15 protein-coding genes are annotated in these 13,997 nt (G+C 65.8%); 4 read left to right on the top strand and 11 right to left on the bottom strand.

Annotation, left to right across the window (positions count from 1 at the left end; genetic code table 11):
- Nucleotides 1–382: 382 nt before the first annotated feature.
- Nucleotides 383–1,312, bottom strand: a complete 930-nt coding sequence (locus MJ8_RS12930; RefSeq protein ID WP_201414726.1) for a LysR family transcriptional regulator — start codon at nt 1,310–1,312, stop codon at nt 383–385.
- A gap of 133 nt (nt 1,313–1,445) precedes the next feature.
- Between MJ8_RS12930 and MJ8_RS12935 the strand changes: the two genes are divergently transcribed.
- Complete coding sequence (locus tag MJ8_RS12935) at nt 1,446–2,894, top strand: MFS transporter (protein ID WP_201414727.1); 1,449 nt, start codon at nt 1,446–1,448, stop codon at nt 2,892–2,894.
- 429 nt (nt 2,895–3,323) lie between these two features.
- Here the strand turns inward: MJ8_RS12935 and MJ8_RS12940 are convergent, their stop codons facing one another.
- The gene (locus MJ8_RS12940) at nt 3,324–3,563 is read right to left on the bottom strand and encodes a hypothetical protein (RefSeq protein ID WP_201414728.1); all 240 of its coding nucleotides are present in this window, start codon (nt 3,561–3,563) and stop codon (nt 3,324–3,326) included.
- 175 nt (nt 3,564–3,738) lie between these two features.
- Entirely contained in the window at nt 3,739–4,137 is a 399-nt protein-coding gene (locus tag MJ8_RS12945) for a low affinity iron permease family protein (RefSeq protein ID WP_201414729.1), read from the bottom strand.
- 321 nt (nt 4,138–4,458) lie between these two features.
- On the opposite strand from MJ8_RS12945, the gene MJ8_RS12950 reads away from it, so the two are divergent.
- On the top strand, nt 4,459–4,653 hold the full coding sequence (locus tag MJ8_RS12950) for a hypothetical protein (RefSeq protein ID WP_201414730.1): 195 nt from the start codon (nt 4,459–4,461) through the stop codon (nt 4,651–4,653).
- 129 nt (nt 4,654–4,782) lie between these two features.
- Nucleotides 4,783–5,091, top strand: coding sequence for a hypothetical protein (locus MJ8_RS12955; RefSeq protein ID WP_201414731.1), 309 nt, complete (start codon nt 4,783–4,785; stop codon nt 5,089–5,091).
- Between the two features lie 100 nt (nt 5,092–5,191).
- On the opposite strand, the gene MJ8_RS12960 is transcribed toward MJ8_RS12955, so the two are convergent.
- The 3 genes from MJ8_RS12960 to MJ8_RS12970 all read right to left on the bottom strand — a co-directional run bounded on the left by MJ8_RS12960 (nt 5,192) and on the right by MJ8_RS12970 (nt 7,767).
- A complete protein-coding gene (locus MJ8_RS12960) occupies nt 5,192–6,034 on the bottom strand; it encodes a slipin family protein (protein WP_201414732.1) in 843 nt (280 codons plus the stop codon).
- A gap of 225 nt (nt 6,035–6,259) precedes the next feature.
- Complete coding sequence (locus MJ8_RS12965; protein WP_225248240.1) at nt 6,260–6,745, bottom strand: hypothetical protein; 486 nt, start codon at nt 6,743–6,745, stop codon at nt 6,260–6,262.
- A gap of 92 nt (nt 6,746–6,837) precedes the next feature.
- Nucleotides 6,838–7,767, bottom strand: a complete 930-nt coding sequence (locus MJ8_RS12970; protein WP_201415411.1) for a LysR family transcriptional regulator — start codon at nt 7,765–7,767, stop codon at nt 6,838–6,840.
- 99 nt (nt 7,768–7,866) lie between these two features.
- Between MJ8_RS12970 and MJ8_RS12975 the strand changes: the two genes are divergently transcribed.
- Nucleotides 7,867–8,877, top strand: coding sequence for a zinc-dependent alcohol dehydrogenase family protein (locus MJ8_RS12975; RefSeq protein WP_201414733.1), 1,011 nt, complete (start codon nt 7,867–7,869; stop codon nt 8,875–8,877).
- Between the two features lie 249 nt (nt 8,878–9,126).
- Here the strand turns inward: MJ8_RS12975 and MJ8_RS12980 are convergent, their stop codons facing one another.
- From MJ8_RS12980 to MJ8_RS13000, 5 genes are all read right to left on the bottom strand, one after another.
- Nucleotides 9,127–9,504, bottom strand: a complete 378-nt coding sequence (locus MJ8_RS12980; RefSeq protein WP_201414734.1) for a VOC family protein — start codon at nt 9,502–9,504, stop codon at nt 9,127–9,129.
- Nucleotides 9,505–9,632: 128 nt separating this feature from the next.
- Nucleotides 9,633–9,842 carry a hypothetical protein gene (locus MJ8_RS12985; RefSeq protein WP_201414735.1) on the bottom strand — a complete coding sequence of 70 codons (210 nt, stop codon included), beginning with the start codon at nt 9,840–9,842 and terminating at the stop codon, nt 9,633–9,635.
- Nucleotides 9,843–9,969: 127 nt separating this feature from the next.
- A complete protein-coding gene (locus MJ8_RS12990; RefSeq protein ID WP_201414736.1) occupies nt 9,970–12,264 on the bottom strand; it encodes a xanthine dehydrogenase family protein molybdopterin-binding subunit in 2,295 nt (764 codons plus the stop codon).
- Nucleotides 12,261–13,244 carry an FAD binding domain-containing protein gene (locus tag MJ8_RS12995; protein WP_201414737.1) on the bottom strand — a complete coding sequence of 328 codons (984 nt, stop codon included), beginning with the start codon at nt 13,242–13,244 and terminating at the stop codon, nt 12,261–12,263. The genes MJ8_RS12990 and MJ8_RS12995 overlap by 4 nt, the downstream gene beginning before the upstream one ends.
- Nucleotides 13,241–13,804, bottom strand: coding sequence for a (2Fe-2S)-binding protein (locus MJ8_RS13000; protein WP_201414738.1), 564 nt, complete (start codon nt 13,802–13,804; stop codon nt 13,241–13,243). The genes MJ8_RS12995 and MJ8_RS13000 overlap by 4 nt, the downstream gene beginning before the upstream one ends.
- Between the last annotated feature and the right edge of the window lie 193 nt (nt 13,805–13,997).

The following is a 13,997-nucleotide window of genomic DNA, read 5'->3' on the forward strand; positions in this document are numbered from 1 at the left end:
GGAAGCCTGAGTTAGTCCTGTTTAATAGCGGGCGCGCTGTAGCCGCGCAGGCCCGTTCCGTTGCAGGCCTGGCAGGAAACCCGTTGACCCGGGCAATTGTCGCGCAATGCGCCGGAGGGGCAGCATGTGCCGTTCGAGGCTGCCTGCCTCTCGCATTCGAACACCTTGCCGGCGCCCAGGCACCGGGGGCAGGCGAACTTCCTGAATTCGCCCAAAGAGAGCCTCCGGCTGTTTCACAGGCGCCCGGCAACGCGCTGACCATGCCGCGGGTTCCGCGTGAGACACGGTTTTACCGCGTAGGCCAAAATACATTAGTATCTGCTAATGTTATATCGAGATCGCCTGCAACGCGTGGTTGGATCAATGGTGTCGCGGCGGCGTATCAGGGCATGGGCTTCTCGCCCCCCTGAGATTGGGGAGGGGAAAGGCGACACACCTCTTTGACCAGCCCCCGCAGCCAGCGATGCGCCGGATCGGCGTCGAGCCTTGGATGCCACAGAAGCGAGATTGTCAGCGCGGCGAGTTTCACCGGCAGCGCGAAGGTGAACAGGCCCTCACGCAATGTTCCGGTATAGCGCTCCGGCACTGTGGCGATGAGGTCGGATCCGCGCGCCAGGGCCAACGCTTCGGCAAAGCCGCCGACGACGGTGACGACTGTCCGCGTCAGACCAGTCAGGTCCAGCGCGTCGTCTACCGGGCCGCGGCCCAAGCCGCGACGCGATATCAATATATGCCGACCGGCGGCGAAGCGGGCGGCGGTAACGCGGCCCTCGCATAACTGATGCCCGGCGCGCACGACGCCGACGAAGCGGTCGCGGAACAGCGCCTGCGTGCGCACCTCCGGCCCAGTCGAGCCGCCGACCACGCCCGTCTCCAGATCGACCGCGCCCTCGCGCATCGGGCCGCTGTCCTTGTCGGGCTTGGGCACGAAACGCAGTTGCACGCTCGGCGCTTCCTCAGCCACCCGGGCCAGCAGCGCCGGACCGAAATTCTCCACGAAACCGTCGCTGTTGCGGAGCGTGAAACTGCGGGTGAGCCGCGTAAGGTCGAGCCGCTCGGCGGGTCGCAGCATCGTTTCCGCCTCCTTCACCAGCCGGCCGACTTGCGTGCCGAGCTCGACCGCGCGCGGCGTCGGCACCAGGCCGCGCCCGGCGCGCACCAGAAGCGGGTCGCCGGTCGCGGCACGCAGCCTCGCCAGGGCTCGGCTCATCGCCGAGGGGCTGAGCTTCAGGCGCCGCGCGGCTCGGGCAACGCTGCCTTCGGCAAGCAGCACATCCAGAGTGACGAGCAGGTTGAGATCGGGCCGCGACATGGCGCGACCATAGCACGGATCCGTCAAGGAGATATGGCGTCCGATGCACTGCTCAAGTGCAAATGCTGCGCGTTCCGCCATGTCACTCCCACGCTTATCTTCCCGGCAAGTTCAAATCGACGGAGAAGAGATCATGGCCGACATTGCTGAAACACGCGGTGCGCCCAGAAGCCATTCGACAGCGTGGGCGCTGGCCAGCCTGTCGCTTGCCATGCTCGTCTCCTCGCTCGCCACCAGCATCGCCAATGTCGCGCTGCCGACACTGAGCATGGCCTTCGCCGCGTCCTTTGCGGCGGTGCAATGGGTGGTGCTCGCTTATCTGCTCACCATCACCGCGCTGATCGTCAGCGTCGGTCGCGTCGGCGATCTCGTCGGCCGCCGGCCGCTGCTGATTGTCGGCCTTGCGCTGTTCAGCGCCGCCTCCTTTGCCGCGGCGCTCGCCCCGTCGCTGGCTGTGCTGATCGCCGCCCGCGCCGCGCAAGGCCTGGGCGCGGCGGTGATGATGGCGCTGACGATCGCCTTCGTCGGCGAGACGGTGCCGAAGCAGCGCACCGGCAGCGCCATGGGACTGCTCGGCACCATGTCGGCGATCGGCACGGCGCTCGGGCCCTCGCTCGGCGGCGTGCTGATCGCTGCTCTCGGCTGGCGCTCGATCTTCCTCGTCAACGCCGGACTCGGCACCGTCGCGCTGCTTGCCGCTTGGCGCTTCCTTCCAGCGGCGATGCCCGCCGGCGACCCTGCGCGGATCGTCCGTCGGGCGGCAACCGCAAGCAACCGCTTCGATACGCTTGGCACACTGCTGCTCGCCGCCACGCTTGCCGCTTACGCGCTGTCCATGACCATGGGGCGCGGTCATTTCGGCGGCCTGAACGTGGCGCTGCTCGGCATAGCCTTGGTCGGTGCGGGGCTGTTCGTTAGTGTCGAGGCCAAAGTGGCGTCGCCCCTGATCAAGCCCGCGCTGTTGCGCGACCCGGTGCTGGCGCCCAGCCTCGCCATGAACGCGCTGGTCTCGACGGTGATGATGGCGACGTTGGTCGTCGGCCCGTTCTTCCTGTCGCGGGCGCTGGGCCTCGGCGAAGCGGCGACCGGCGCCGTGCTGTCGATCGGCCCAGTCATCTCGGCTTTCTGCGGCGTCATTGCCGGGCGCGTCGTCGACCGCTTTGGCGCGGCCGCGATGGTGGTTGCGGGGCTGGCGCTGATGGCCGCCGGCTGCGCCGCGCTCGCCGCGTTGCCAGGTCTCTTCGGCGTTGCGGGCTACGTGGCGGCGATCATCCTGCTCACGCCCGGCTACCAGCTCTTCCAGGCGGCCAACAACACGGCCGTCATGGCCGATGTCGACCAGAACGAGCGCGGCCTGGTGTCGGGCATGCTGAGCCTCTCGCGCAATCTCGGTCTCGTCAGCGGCACGGCGGTGATGGGGGCGGTGTTCGCTTTCGCCGTGGGAGCGAAGGATGTCGCAAGCGCGCCGCCGGGAGCCGCCGCGCACGGGGCGGAAATGACCTTTGCTATCGCGGCGGGGCTGGTGGCGGCTGCAATAGCGATTGCATTGCTGGGGAATTGGAGCGCGCGCCGCAGCGCCTGATCTCTGGCACCCGGCGGTGCGCCGCTGGCACAGGATACCGACGGGGGCTGTTGGAGAAAAGGAGACTTCCTAACAAATGCAAGTGCCGAAGCTGAGAAGTGTGGGCAGTGTCACTCAGGCCAATGCATGGATGGTCTATATCGTCTTCACAGGCGGACGGTAGCGGTTCCGCCGGACTGTCGAGTTGGCGTAGCGGGAGGTCGAAGCGATGCATGAAACATGGTGGCGGCGGCGGGAAATGCCTCTCATTCCGGAACGTGAACTTCGCTTCATGATGAAGCTCGGGCGTCTGGAACGCGACGAGGCAATGAGATTGCTCGGACGATACCGCGGGGATCGCGAGGCGGTCTATGCAGAGTTGAGGACACGCGATCTGGTCAGGGAACGCAACGCGCGGCCTCATTGAGCAGTTCACCCGCCATTTGCAGCTTACAGCCCGAGCGTCCAACCAGCCGCCGTTTCAGGTTTCCCGCCTGGCCGGAATGACGCAACGAAGATGGCCGGCCGATGTGTGGCTTCGACGAAAGCGGCTGCGGCCATCTCGACGAGATCGGCGGAATGGTCGACCTTGTCGAGGCGCTTCACCACGCGGTCATGAAGCAGCGACAGCCTTGCGGCCCGGTGCAGATCGGCGCGCTTCTCGCCGTGCATGTCGAGGGGTGCGAACATAACCATCCCCGCAAACGGCGACGCCGGGCGTTTGTTCCATCGATCCGGGTGATTGCGATGCATCGGGATGGCTTTCGAAATTTAATGCTTCCGCGATCGCGTAATTTCGCCGTCGCTGGTGAGGTCTATCTTTGCCTTGCGGCGGTGCCCATTCCGCCTTCAGCCGGAGCCTCGGCTACCCCAACGAACCCCCACCCACCGCGGCTCCGGCTTCACTTATCGCGTCGCCCAGGCTGTTGCCTGCCGCAAGGCGCTCGGCCTCCATTTCCAGCTCCGTCAGTTTGGACTTGATCTCATGCGGCTCCGCATGCTCAAGCCCGATCACGTCGTTGCGCGTTTGGCGAAGCGCGATGACGATCTCGTCGAGCTTGGCGTGGATGGCCGCGGTGTCCCGGTAGCCTTGGATGAGGACAACGCCGGTGATGATGATGGCCGCCACCGACAAGGCATAAGTCACGACATTGGTCAGGCCGAACGGCACCAGGAGCGTGCAGGCCACCATCGCGACGACCATGGTGTAGAAGCCGGGCGGGCGTGACAGGAAATCGGCGGCGCGAAAAAGAAGACGGTTCATCCCCGCCTACCCAAGCAATAGCCCGGCTATCAGCACCGTGAGCAGCATCGATACCGGCACGGCGAGAAGCCAGCGCGCCTCCAGAACGCTGTTGCGGTCGTCATTCATGTCCTTTGCTCCAGTTGGCAGCCGTGATGCTGCGGATTCGATGCCGGCAAACGAGCGCCGAACCCCCTTCGTTCCACCGATCGGGCGACGGTCTGAAAACCCACCGGACTGAGGTCGGGCCGGCGTGCGAAGAGGACCGAGCGCGGCAACCAAAGCCAGGGCTTCGCATTGGCAAGCGCGCCAATTTTCGCGCGCCGTCGACAGGGAGCGCTCATGAACCTCGATAGACCGACAGATGATGCCGAAGACCAGCCATACGAGCCGGCCTTCTTCGCCAGCAAATACGGCCTGCCGCCGCGGCTGGCCAAGACGATGATCGAGGCAAACGGCGGCGGGCGCCGCGCCTGCGACGCCGCGGCAATAACCTACCTGAGGTATGTCGCGCTTCGGCGCCAGCGGGGCGGCTGAGCCCGGTTGCCAGCCGCTCTGGCTCGGCCCGCATTCGTGCTGCATCGGGCGCATGTCAGCCCGGAACCAAAGCGGCAACTAGCGGTTTACCCCGGCGAAGGGATGATTTCAGGAATTAGGATTAGAGCAATGAAAACAGTGCTTCTTGCTGCCCTGGCGCTCTGCGTCGCCGCACCCGCCGTCGCTTCGGCGGCCGAGGCCGATGTCGTCGTCAGGACACATCACAGGCATTACTATCACCACCGGCCGGCAGTCGTCATCAATGACGAGGGCCACCGCCTGCATCATCGCCATCACGGCACCGTCGCCTTCTACGACAATGGCGAGCGCGCCTGGCGTCACCGCCATCACCGCCGTGACGACACGGTCGTCGTCACCAGTTCCATTCACCGGCATCATCATCGTCCGGTCGTCGTCGAGGGCGGCTCCGACTATTGAGATATCGTCTAGCGTAGAAAATCCGGTCCTGCAGGTGGGCAATGACGCTCAGGCTGGACCGGATTTTTCATGCTGAAGGGGAGACACCGGTAGTCTCTCTTTACGCCGCGTTTTTGAGCACGCCCGCCTGGACCAGCGCCGCTGCCGGATTGAGGCTGTCCACCAGTCCTGTCGGGATCAGGATGGTGGCGCCCCTTTCCTTGGTCGTCTCGTAAATGATGTTCATCGCGCGCAGCTGAAGTGCGGCCGGATGGTCGGCATAGGTGGTGGCCGCCTCGACAAATTTGGCTGCGATTTCCGCTTCCGCCGAACCGAGGATGACACGCGCTTCCTTCTCGCGCTCGGCCTGCGCCTGGCGCGACATGGCGTCCTGCAGCGCGACGGGGATGGCGACATCGCGGATCTCGACCGACATCACCGTGATGCCCCATTGCGCCGTCTTGGCGCCGATGACGTCGCGCAGATGCTCATCCGCCGCCCTGCGGTCGGACAGCAGCGAGGACAGCATCGAGGAGCCGATCATCTCGCGCAGCGAGGTCTGCGCCACGCGGTCGATCGCCTCGCGGTAGTTGGTGATTTCCAGCGCCGCCTGGCGCGCGTCATGCACATGCCAGAAGATGACCGCATCGACATTGACGGGCACCGTATCCCTGGTCAGCGCCTCCTCGGCGTTGAAGGCCGTGGTCTGGATGCGCTGGTCGATGACGGCCACGACATTGTCGAGGACCGGGACGATCATGAACAGGCCGGGGCCGCGCACGCCAAGCAGGTTGCCTGCGCGTAAGACCACGAAGCGTTGCCAGGTGTTGGCCATCTTCAGCGAGGCGGCGATCAGCGCCGCGATGACAAAGAAGGGAGCGCCAGCCCATGGTCCGGCCAGCGCGCCGATGCCGGCGCCGACGAGGGCGAAGACGGCGGTGAGGAAAAGGGTGATCGGATTCATCGGAATAGCTCCTTGTCGCGGCCTCTGGTGGGTCGCGCGATGCCGCAGCGGGCCTCGCGAGGAGCGCCGGCGGTCCGGGCTGGACCGCCTGGCCGGCATATTTGGGATCGATCACGCTTGTCGCGAGGACAATCATCGCCGGCAGGGAATCATATGGTACGCGACGGCGGAGTTCGCCAATGGGCGCGCGTGATCTCCTTGCAAGGGGTGAGCCGGCGCTCCGTCTCAATCCGCCCCGCTACCCGAATCTTTGCCGCACTCGGCCAGCACTTTGCCGATCGCAGCGCCGGAGCCTTTCAGCGGAAAGCTCGCCTCGCCATATTTCGCGGCCGACACCGTCACGTCGCCCTTCCCACGCAACAACGCCAGCAGCGGGTCGGATGGACCGGAGAACTCGGTGGTGAAGTAGTTGTACATCGCCTCGAGCTCGAGCTTTTTCGTCAGGCTCTTGTCGCCGGCCTTGAAGGTAAAGGAATCGCTGATGCCGGGTTCGAGCTGCCCGCCCGCTGGGCCGAGGTCGTAGCTCAGCATCGGCTTGTCGAAGCAGGCCAGCATCAGATGCGCATCGCCCTTCGGCCCGCCGCAGACCGAAGCCGTCATCACGCTGCCGCCCTCGTCCTCCTCCATCTTGGCGGACCATTGGCAGGAGGCGGCATGGGCGGGGAGGGTGGTGAGCAGTGCCAGGATGAATGTTGCAGATACGCCTTTCATGATCGCTCCCCCGCAGTGGTAGCTCGATCATAACGAAATTGGCAAAGGCGTGCGAGCGCGTGAGGCTCACCTCAAGCAGCTCGATCGGCAAGTCACAGCCGCCACGGCGGCTCCGGCGCGAAGCGCTTGCTGATCCAGTCGGCGAACGCGCGGATCTTGGCGGCCTGACCCTTGGCCGAGGGCATGACGATATAAACCGCGCCCTCGTCGGCCAGGGTCCAGTCCTCCAGGATCGGCACGAGCCGGCCGTCGGCGAGCTCGCGGCCGACCAGCCAGTCCGTGCTCATCATCAGGCCGAGGCCCTGCACGGCGGCCTCGACCAGCACCTCGGCGTCGTCGCTGACCAGCGGTCCCGAAACCTCGACGCGCACGCGCCGTCCCTCGCGGTCGGTCATCTCCCAGGCCGGAAAGGTCTGGAAGCCGGTGAAGCCGAGGCAGGAATGCTCGAGCAGCGCCTGCGGCGTTTCCGGCCGGCCCCTTCGGGCGAGGTAGGAAGGGGCGGCGCAGAGAAGCCGGCGCCGCGTCGCCACCTTGCGCGCCACCAAACGCGAATCCTCGAGGCTGCCCAGCCGCACGGCGACGTCGAAATTCTCGGCGACGAGATCGGCGAAACGGTTGGAGAATTCGGCCTCGATGCGCACTTCCGGGAATGTGGCAAGAAACTGCGGCAGGAACGGAGCTATCCACATGCGCCCGAACGTGCCGGGCAGCGCCAGCCTGAGCAGCCCGCGCGGCCGACCGCCGGCATGGGCGGAGGCGGCGGCTTCGGCCTCGTCGACAGAAGCCAGGATGGCGCGCACGCGCACAAGGAATTCCGCGCCCGCCTCTGTCAGGGACACGTTGCGCGTTGTGCGGTGCAGCAGCCGCACCCCCAGCCGCTCTTCCAGCGATTGCAGCCGTCGCGACAGGATGGTCGCGTCGCGCCCGACGCGCGCCGCTGCCCGGGTGAAGGAGCGCGCCTCGGCGACGGCCGCGAAGGCGGCCATTTCGGCCAAGGCGGAGGGTTCAACTGATTGCTGCATCATTTGCAATATTCAAATGCGAAAGCTGACAATTATCGAGGCATAACGCAGCGGATAGGTTCACTCAACCCATCAATCGACCCCCCGTGGAGAGAACTCATGAAAGCCATCGAACTCAGCCAGCCCAGGCTCGACGCCTTCCGCGCCGCCAAGGTCGCCACGCCGGAACCGCAGCGCGGCGAGGTGCTGATCCGCCAGCGCGCGGCGAGCCTCAATTTCGTCGACGTCGCCGTAGCGAGCGGCAACTATCCGGGACCGGTTTTCCCGCTCATACCTGTCGCCGACGGCGCCGGCGAGATCGTCGCGCTCGGCGAGGGCGTGACCACGTTTGCCGTTGGCGACCGCGTCGTCGCGCATGCCAAGCCGCGCTGGATCGGCGGCCGGCCGCGGCCCTACGAGATGAGGCAGATGCGCGGCATCTCGCTGCCCGGATCGCTCGCCGAATATGTCGCCCTGCCGGCCAATTCCATCGTGCCGGTGCCGGCGCATCTCTCCTTCGAGGCGGCCTCGACGCTACCCATTGCCGGCACCACCGCCTGGAACGCGATCCGCGCCGCCGATGTCGGACCGGGCTCCGTCGTCGTGCTCCTCGGCACCGGCGGCGTCTCGATCTTCACGCTGCAACTCGCCAAGGCGGCCGGCGCCACCGTGATCATCACCTCGTCTTCGGACGAGAAGCTGGAGCGTGCCAAGGCGCTCGGCGCTGATCACCTGATCAACTACCGCTCGACGCCGGACTGGGACGGCAAGGTGCTGGAATTGACCGATGGCCTCGGTGCTGACCTCGTCGTCGAGACAGGCGGCGCCGCCACCTTCGCGCGCGCCGTCAACGCCACCGCGCCCGGCGGCACGCTGTTCACCATCGGCTTCGTTACCGGCGCCGAGACGACTGTCAACCTGCTGCCGATCATCATCAAGGCGCTGAAGGTTGTGGGCAACAACACCGGATCGGTTTCAGACCTGCGCGACGCCGCCCGCGCCATCGGCGCCGCCCGGATCGAGCCGGTCGTCGACAAGATGTTTTCACAAAACGAGGCGACCGAAGCCTACACCCACATGGCCGCCGGCGGCCTGCATTTCGGCAAGCTGGTGTTCGGTTTGGATTGGTAGGGAGAGCTTGCGCTGTAGATTGCGAAGAAAATGAGCGGCTGATCTCTCCTTGAGATCGGCTGCTTTACCGTTGGCTCCATTCCGATCGCTGCGATCGGGGGGGCGCGCCGATTCGACCCGCCGGCCGGTTCGGTGATATTTCAAGAATTCTTGTCCAGAACAGCAATGAACTTGTCTTGGCACGATCAGGCCTGCCACGTCGCGTGGATCGAGAGACGCTGCTCCGCTGTCTTGCAGCGATAGGCATCCTCACTGGGCGGGCTGAAACAGCTCCACCAGATTGCCGGACGGATCGACAAGCAGGATCTGGGAACCGCCCGGCCCCTTCACGATTTCATTGCGGAAGCTGAGGCCCGCGTCACGCAGCCGGGCAACCTCCGCCGCGAGATCCTCGACGATCAGGTGGATGCGGTTCCAACCCCCTGGGCCAGGCCGCTCGCCATCGGGCATCGGCCTGCCCGCTGAGCTGGTCGGACCGCTGAGGAGCAGCCGAAGCGCTCCCCTCGTGACATCCGCGAAGGCCGGCGCATGGTTGGAAAGCTGCGTGAACCCCAGGTGTTTCGTGTACCAGGCCAGGGCCTCGTCGACGTCGTTGACCATGTATCGGACATTTACAGTCGTGGACATCGTCTTGCCTTTTTTCGTGACCGTGTGAGCAGTCTAGCGTTTCACCGTTTCATGGAAACGGCAAAACGCACTACCTTTTTGTTTTACGGAAAGCCGCTCGCAGCTTTCCTGGAATTGCTCTGGCCGGCCTACCGCCAGGCTGCCTCATTTTTCTGCTCATAGTCCCTGAATGCCTTGATCAGCCCGCCCAGGACTTCCGCCGACGTTTCGAACATTGCCTTCAGCTGGGGTTCATCGACCTTTGTGATGTCTTCCCGGAGGTGGTTTTGAATCTCCTGGAATGCTTTCTGCATTTTCTGCGTATGGTGCCGCGGATCGCGGTCGGCTGCGCTTGCCATCGTTGATCTCCATTCTTGGAGTGCTCGACGGCAAACGCAGGCGATGCAGGACGGGTTCCGGGCTCCGTCCCAGGAACTGCCGATCTTTCCACGGGAAGGAAGATCACGCGCTTCGGCGGCGCCACCCTCAGATCAACTTCTCCAGCGTGATCGGCAAATCCCTTACCCGCTTCCCCGTCGCGTGGAACACCGCGTTGGCGATCGCCGGCGCCACTCCGACGATGCCGAGCTCGCCGACGCCTTTGCCGCCGAGGGCGGAGGAGTGCGGGTCGGGGATGCCGACCGAGATCGCCTGGATATCCGGGATGTCGGCATTGGTCGGCAGCATGTAGTCGGCGAAATTGCCGTTGACGATGCGGCCGCGGCGGCGGTCGACGATGCCTTCTTCGAGCAGCGCCTGGCCGATGCCCATGATGATGCCGCCCTTCCACTGGCTCTCCGCCAGCTTGGGGTTGTAGAGTCTGCCGGAATCAAGCGCCGACACCACGCGCGACACCCGCACAGTGCCGAAATCCTCGTCGACCCTGACCTCGACGAAATGCGCGCACCAGGAATGGCGCGAATAGTCGCCCTCGGTGTGTGGGATCGACTTGGCGATCGTCGTGTAATTTGCGTAGCGCTCCTCCGGCGTCGTGCTGGCCGGCAGTGTGTCGCCCTTGGCCTCGATCCGGTCGCGGCCGAGGGCGCTCATGAGCTCGGCGATCGACAGCTCTGGTCCTTCGCCGCGTGGCGATGCGATGCGGCCGTTCCGCACTTGCAGCGTGTTCGCCTGCGTCCCATGGAAGGGCGAGCGCGGATCGGAGAGCGCCAACCCGATCAGCTCGTCCAGGGCTTGGCCCGCCGCCGTGTAGACGGCCCCGGTCATGACGCCGGCCAGCCGCGAGCCGCCGGTGACGCCGGCGCGGGCGAAATGCGAGTCGCCAAGCTTCACCGAGACATTCTCCACCGGCACGCCGAGCTTCTCGGCGGCGGTCTGCGCCAGGATCGTGTAGGTGCCCTGGCCCATGTCGATGGAGGAGCTTTCGACCTCGACCGAGCCGTTGGCCATGATCTTCACCACCGCCTCGCCATGGGCGCGCCGCACCGGATAGGTGCCGGCCGCCACGCCCCAGCCGATGAGCTGGCGGCCTTCGCGCATCGATCGCGGCTGGGGCGAACGTCTGGCCCAGCCGAAGGCTTCCGCACCGGCGGCAAAGGCTTCGCGCAACTGGCGCGTCGACCACGCTTTCTTCGCATACGGATCCTGTTCGGCATAGTTGATCAGCCGTATCTCCAGCGGATCCAGCCCAAGCTCATAAGCGAGCTCGTCAATGGCGCATTCGATGCCGAAGGCGCTCGGGTTCTCGCCCGGCGCGCGTTTTGCCCCCGGCACCACCGTGTTGACCCGCACCACATTCTGCTTCGAGGAGAAATTGGGCGTGGCGTACATGATCGAGGTGACGGAGCCGAGCGGCTCGACCCACATGCCGTCGACGGCCGTCTCGTTGACGCCGCGATGGACGATCGACTGGATCTTGCCATCCCTGTCGGCGCCGATCGCAACGGTCTGACGCGTTGCGGCGCGGCCGCCGTAAGACGTAAAATTCTGCGGCCGGTTGAGCACCAGCTTCACCGGCCGTCCCAGCATCCTGGCCGCGGCCGCCGCCACAGCGCTGTGCGCCAGCGCCAGCGCCTTGGAGCCGAAGCCGCCGCCGATATAGGGCGAGACCAGCCGCACATTCTCGAACGGAATGTCGAACCATTCGGCATAGGTGCGCGCCATGCCGTCCAGCCATTGGCTTGGCTCCCAGACGGTCAGCTCGTCGCCTTCCCAGCGGGCGATCAGCCCGTGCGGCTCCATCGCCGCCTGGAACTCGCGCGGCGTGTTGTAGGCCACACAGATGCGCACCGGCGCCGCGGCGAAGGCGGCTTGAGCGTCGCCCCATTCCTTGGTCATGGCATCGATCGGGATGCCGTCGCCGGCCTTGCCGTCGCTGAGGTCGACGATGGCCGGCATCTCGTCATACCAGACCTTGACGAGCGCTGCCGCCGCCACCGCCTGCTCGAAGGTCTCGGCCACCACCGCCGCGACATGCTGGCCGGAGAAGGTGATCTCGCGGGCAAGAGGGTTATAGGTCGGCTGCGACGGCGGGTTGCCCAGCCAGTCGGACGCGCCCTTCAGTTCTATGATCGTGTCGGGCGTCAGCACGGCTAGCACGCCGGGCGCGGTTTCGGCCGCGCGCGCGTCGATTGCCGTCACCTTGCCCGCGGCGATGGTCGCGCCGACCAGCACCGCATGCGTCAGCCCGTCGAGCCGCTGCTCGAAGGCGTAATGCGCCGCGCCGGTGATCTTGGCCGGGCCGTCGACGCGCGACAGGCGTCCGCCGACCGCTTCGAGGCGGGCGCTGTCCGACGCTGCGTGTTTCATGTCATGAACGGTCATGCCGTCTCTCCCAATTTGAGGATGGCGCGCGCGATCACGCGCGGCGCCAAGGCGATCTTGTAGTGGTTGGCGCCATGGTCGACGGCGCCCTCCATGGCGAGCTCGCTCGCCTCGCGGATCGTCGCTTCGTCGAGCGCTTTGCCCTTCAGCGCGTCCTCGACGGCGCGCGCTCGCCACGGCTTGGTGGCGACGCCGCCGAGTGCGACGCGGATGTCGCGGATGGTGCGGCCGTCGCCTTCGAGCTCCAGCCCGACCGCAGCGCTTGCGGCCGCGAATTCATAGGACTGGCGATCGCGTACCTTGATGTAGGTTGAGCGCCGGGCCGCCGCCGAACCGGGAATCTCGATTGACGTAATCACCTCGCCTGGGCGGATGTCGTGCTCCTGCTCGGCGGTAGCTCCAGGGGCCAGGAAGAAGTCCTCGACCTTGAGCTTGCGCTCGCCGAGATCGACCTCGGCGTCGAAGGCGACGAGCGCCACGGCGAGATCCCCCGGATAGGTGGCGATACACGCCTCACTCACGCCGAGCACCGCATGGCCGCGCGTCACGCCGCCGATCGCCGAGCAGCCGCTGCCCGGCGCGCGTTTGTTGCAGGCCGGAAAATTGGCGGGGTCGCGGAAATAGGGGCAGCGCGTGCGCTGCATCAGGTTGCCGCCGATGGTCGCCATGTTGCGCAGTTGCGCCGAAGCGGCCTGCCAAAGTGCTTCCGATACCGCCGGAAAAAAGCTCTTCACTTCGGTATGGTCGGCGACATGGCTCATCTTCGCCAGCGCGCCGATCAAAGCGCGGTCGGCGGTGACATCGATGGCGTTGAGCCCTTCGATATGGCTGATGTCAATGACGGTGGCGGGTTCCGCGACGCCGCATTTTGCGAGATCGATGAGCGTCGTGCCGCCGGCGAGCAGCATGGCGCCGGGAAGGGCGGCGGCGTTGCGTGCTGCCTCGACGCTATCGGCGCGAAGGTAGGAAAAATCTCTCATGGGCGCAGCTCCTGTGCGGCCTGGCGGACGGCGGCGACGATGTTCGGATACGCGCCGCAGCGGCAGAGATTGCCGGCCATGTATTCGCGGATTTCCTCGTCGGAGCCGGCATGCCCCTCGCGGATGCAGGCCACCGCCGACATGATCTGCCCTGGCGTGCAATAACCGCACTGGAAGGCGTCCTGATCGAGGAAAGCCGCCTGCACGGCGTTGAGCGTGCCGTCCTCGTCGGCGAGCCCCTCGATGGTCGTGATCGAGCGGCCCTCGACCTGCGCGGCCAGCGTCAGGCAGGCCAGCACGCGCTCGCCGTCGACATGCACTGTGCAGGCACCGCACTGGCCCTGGTCGCAGCCTTTCTTGGTGCCGGTGAGGTGCAGCCGCTCGCGCAAAGCGTCGAGCAGCGTCACGCGCGGCTCGACATCGAGCGCATGGTCGCGGCCGTTGATGGTGAGGTGGAGGGAGAGCGTTGTGGGGCTGGGGGTTGAGCCGTTGGTGGCGAGGCCATTCCTGAAATGGCCGTCTTCGGGAGGATCAATGATGGTCTGAATTTGGCTGGTCATGGCGTCGGGCTCCGATTGCTGGACGCTAGGCGGATGGAAATGGGGCTTGGCAGGGTAGGGGCAAGGCGTGGAAGCTGCTAATCTCCCCCTTGTGGGGGAGATGCCCGGTAGGGCAGAGGGGGGCGCGAAGGAACAAGGCGTTTGCGATTTATGCTCGCGGAGAGAAATCTGCCGGGAGGGAGCGCCGGTCATC

This window comes from Mesorhizobium sp. J8, from assembly GCF_016591715.1.
Classification (GTDB): Bacteria; Pseudomonadota; Alphaproteobacteria; order Rhizobiales; family Rhizobiaceae; genus Mesorhizobium.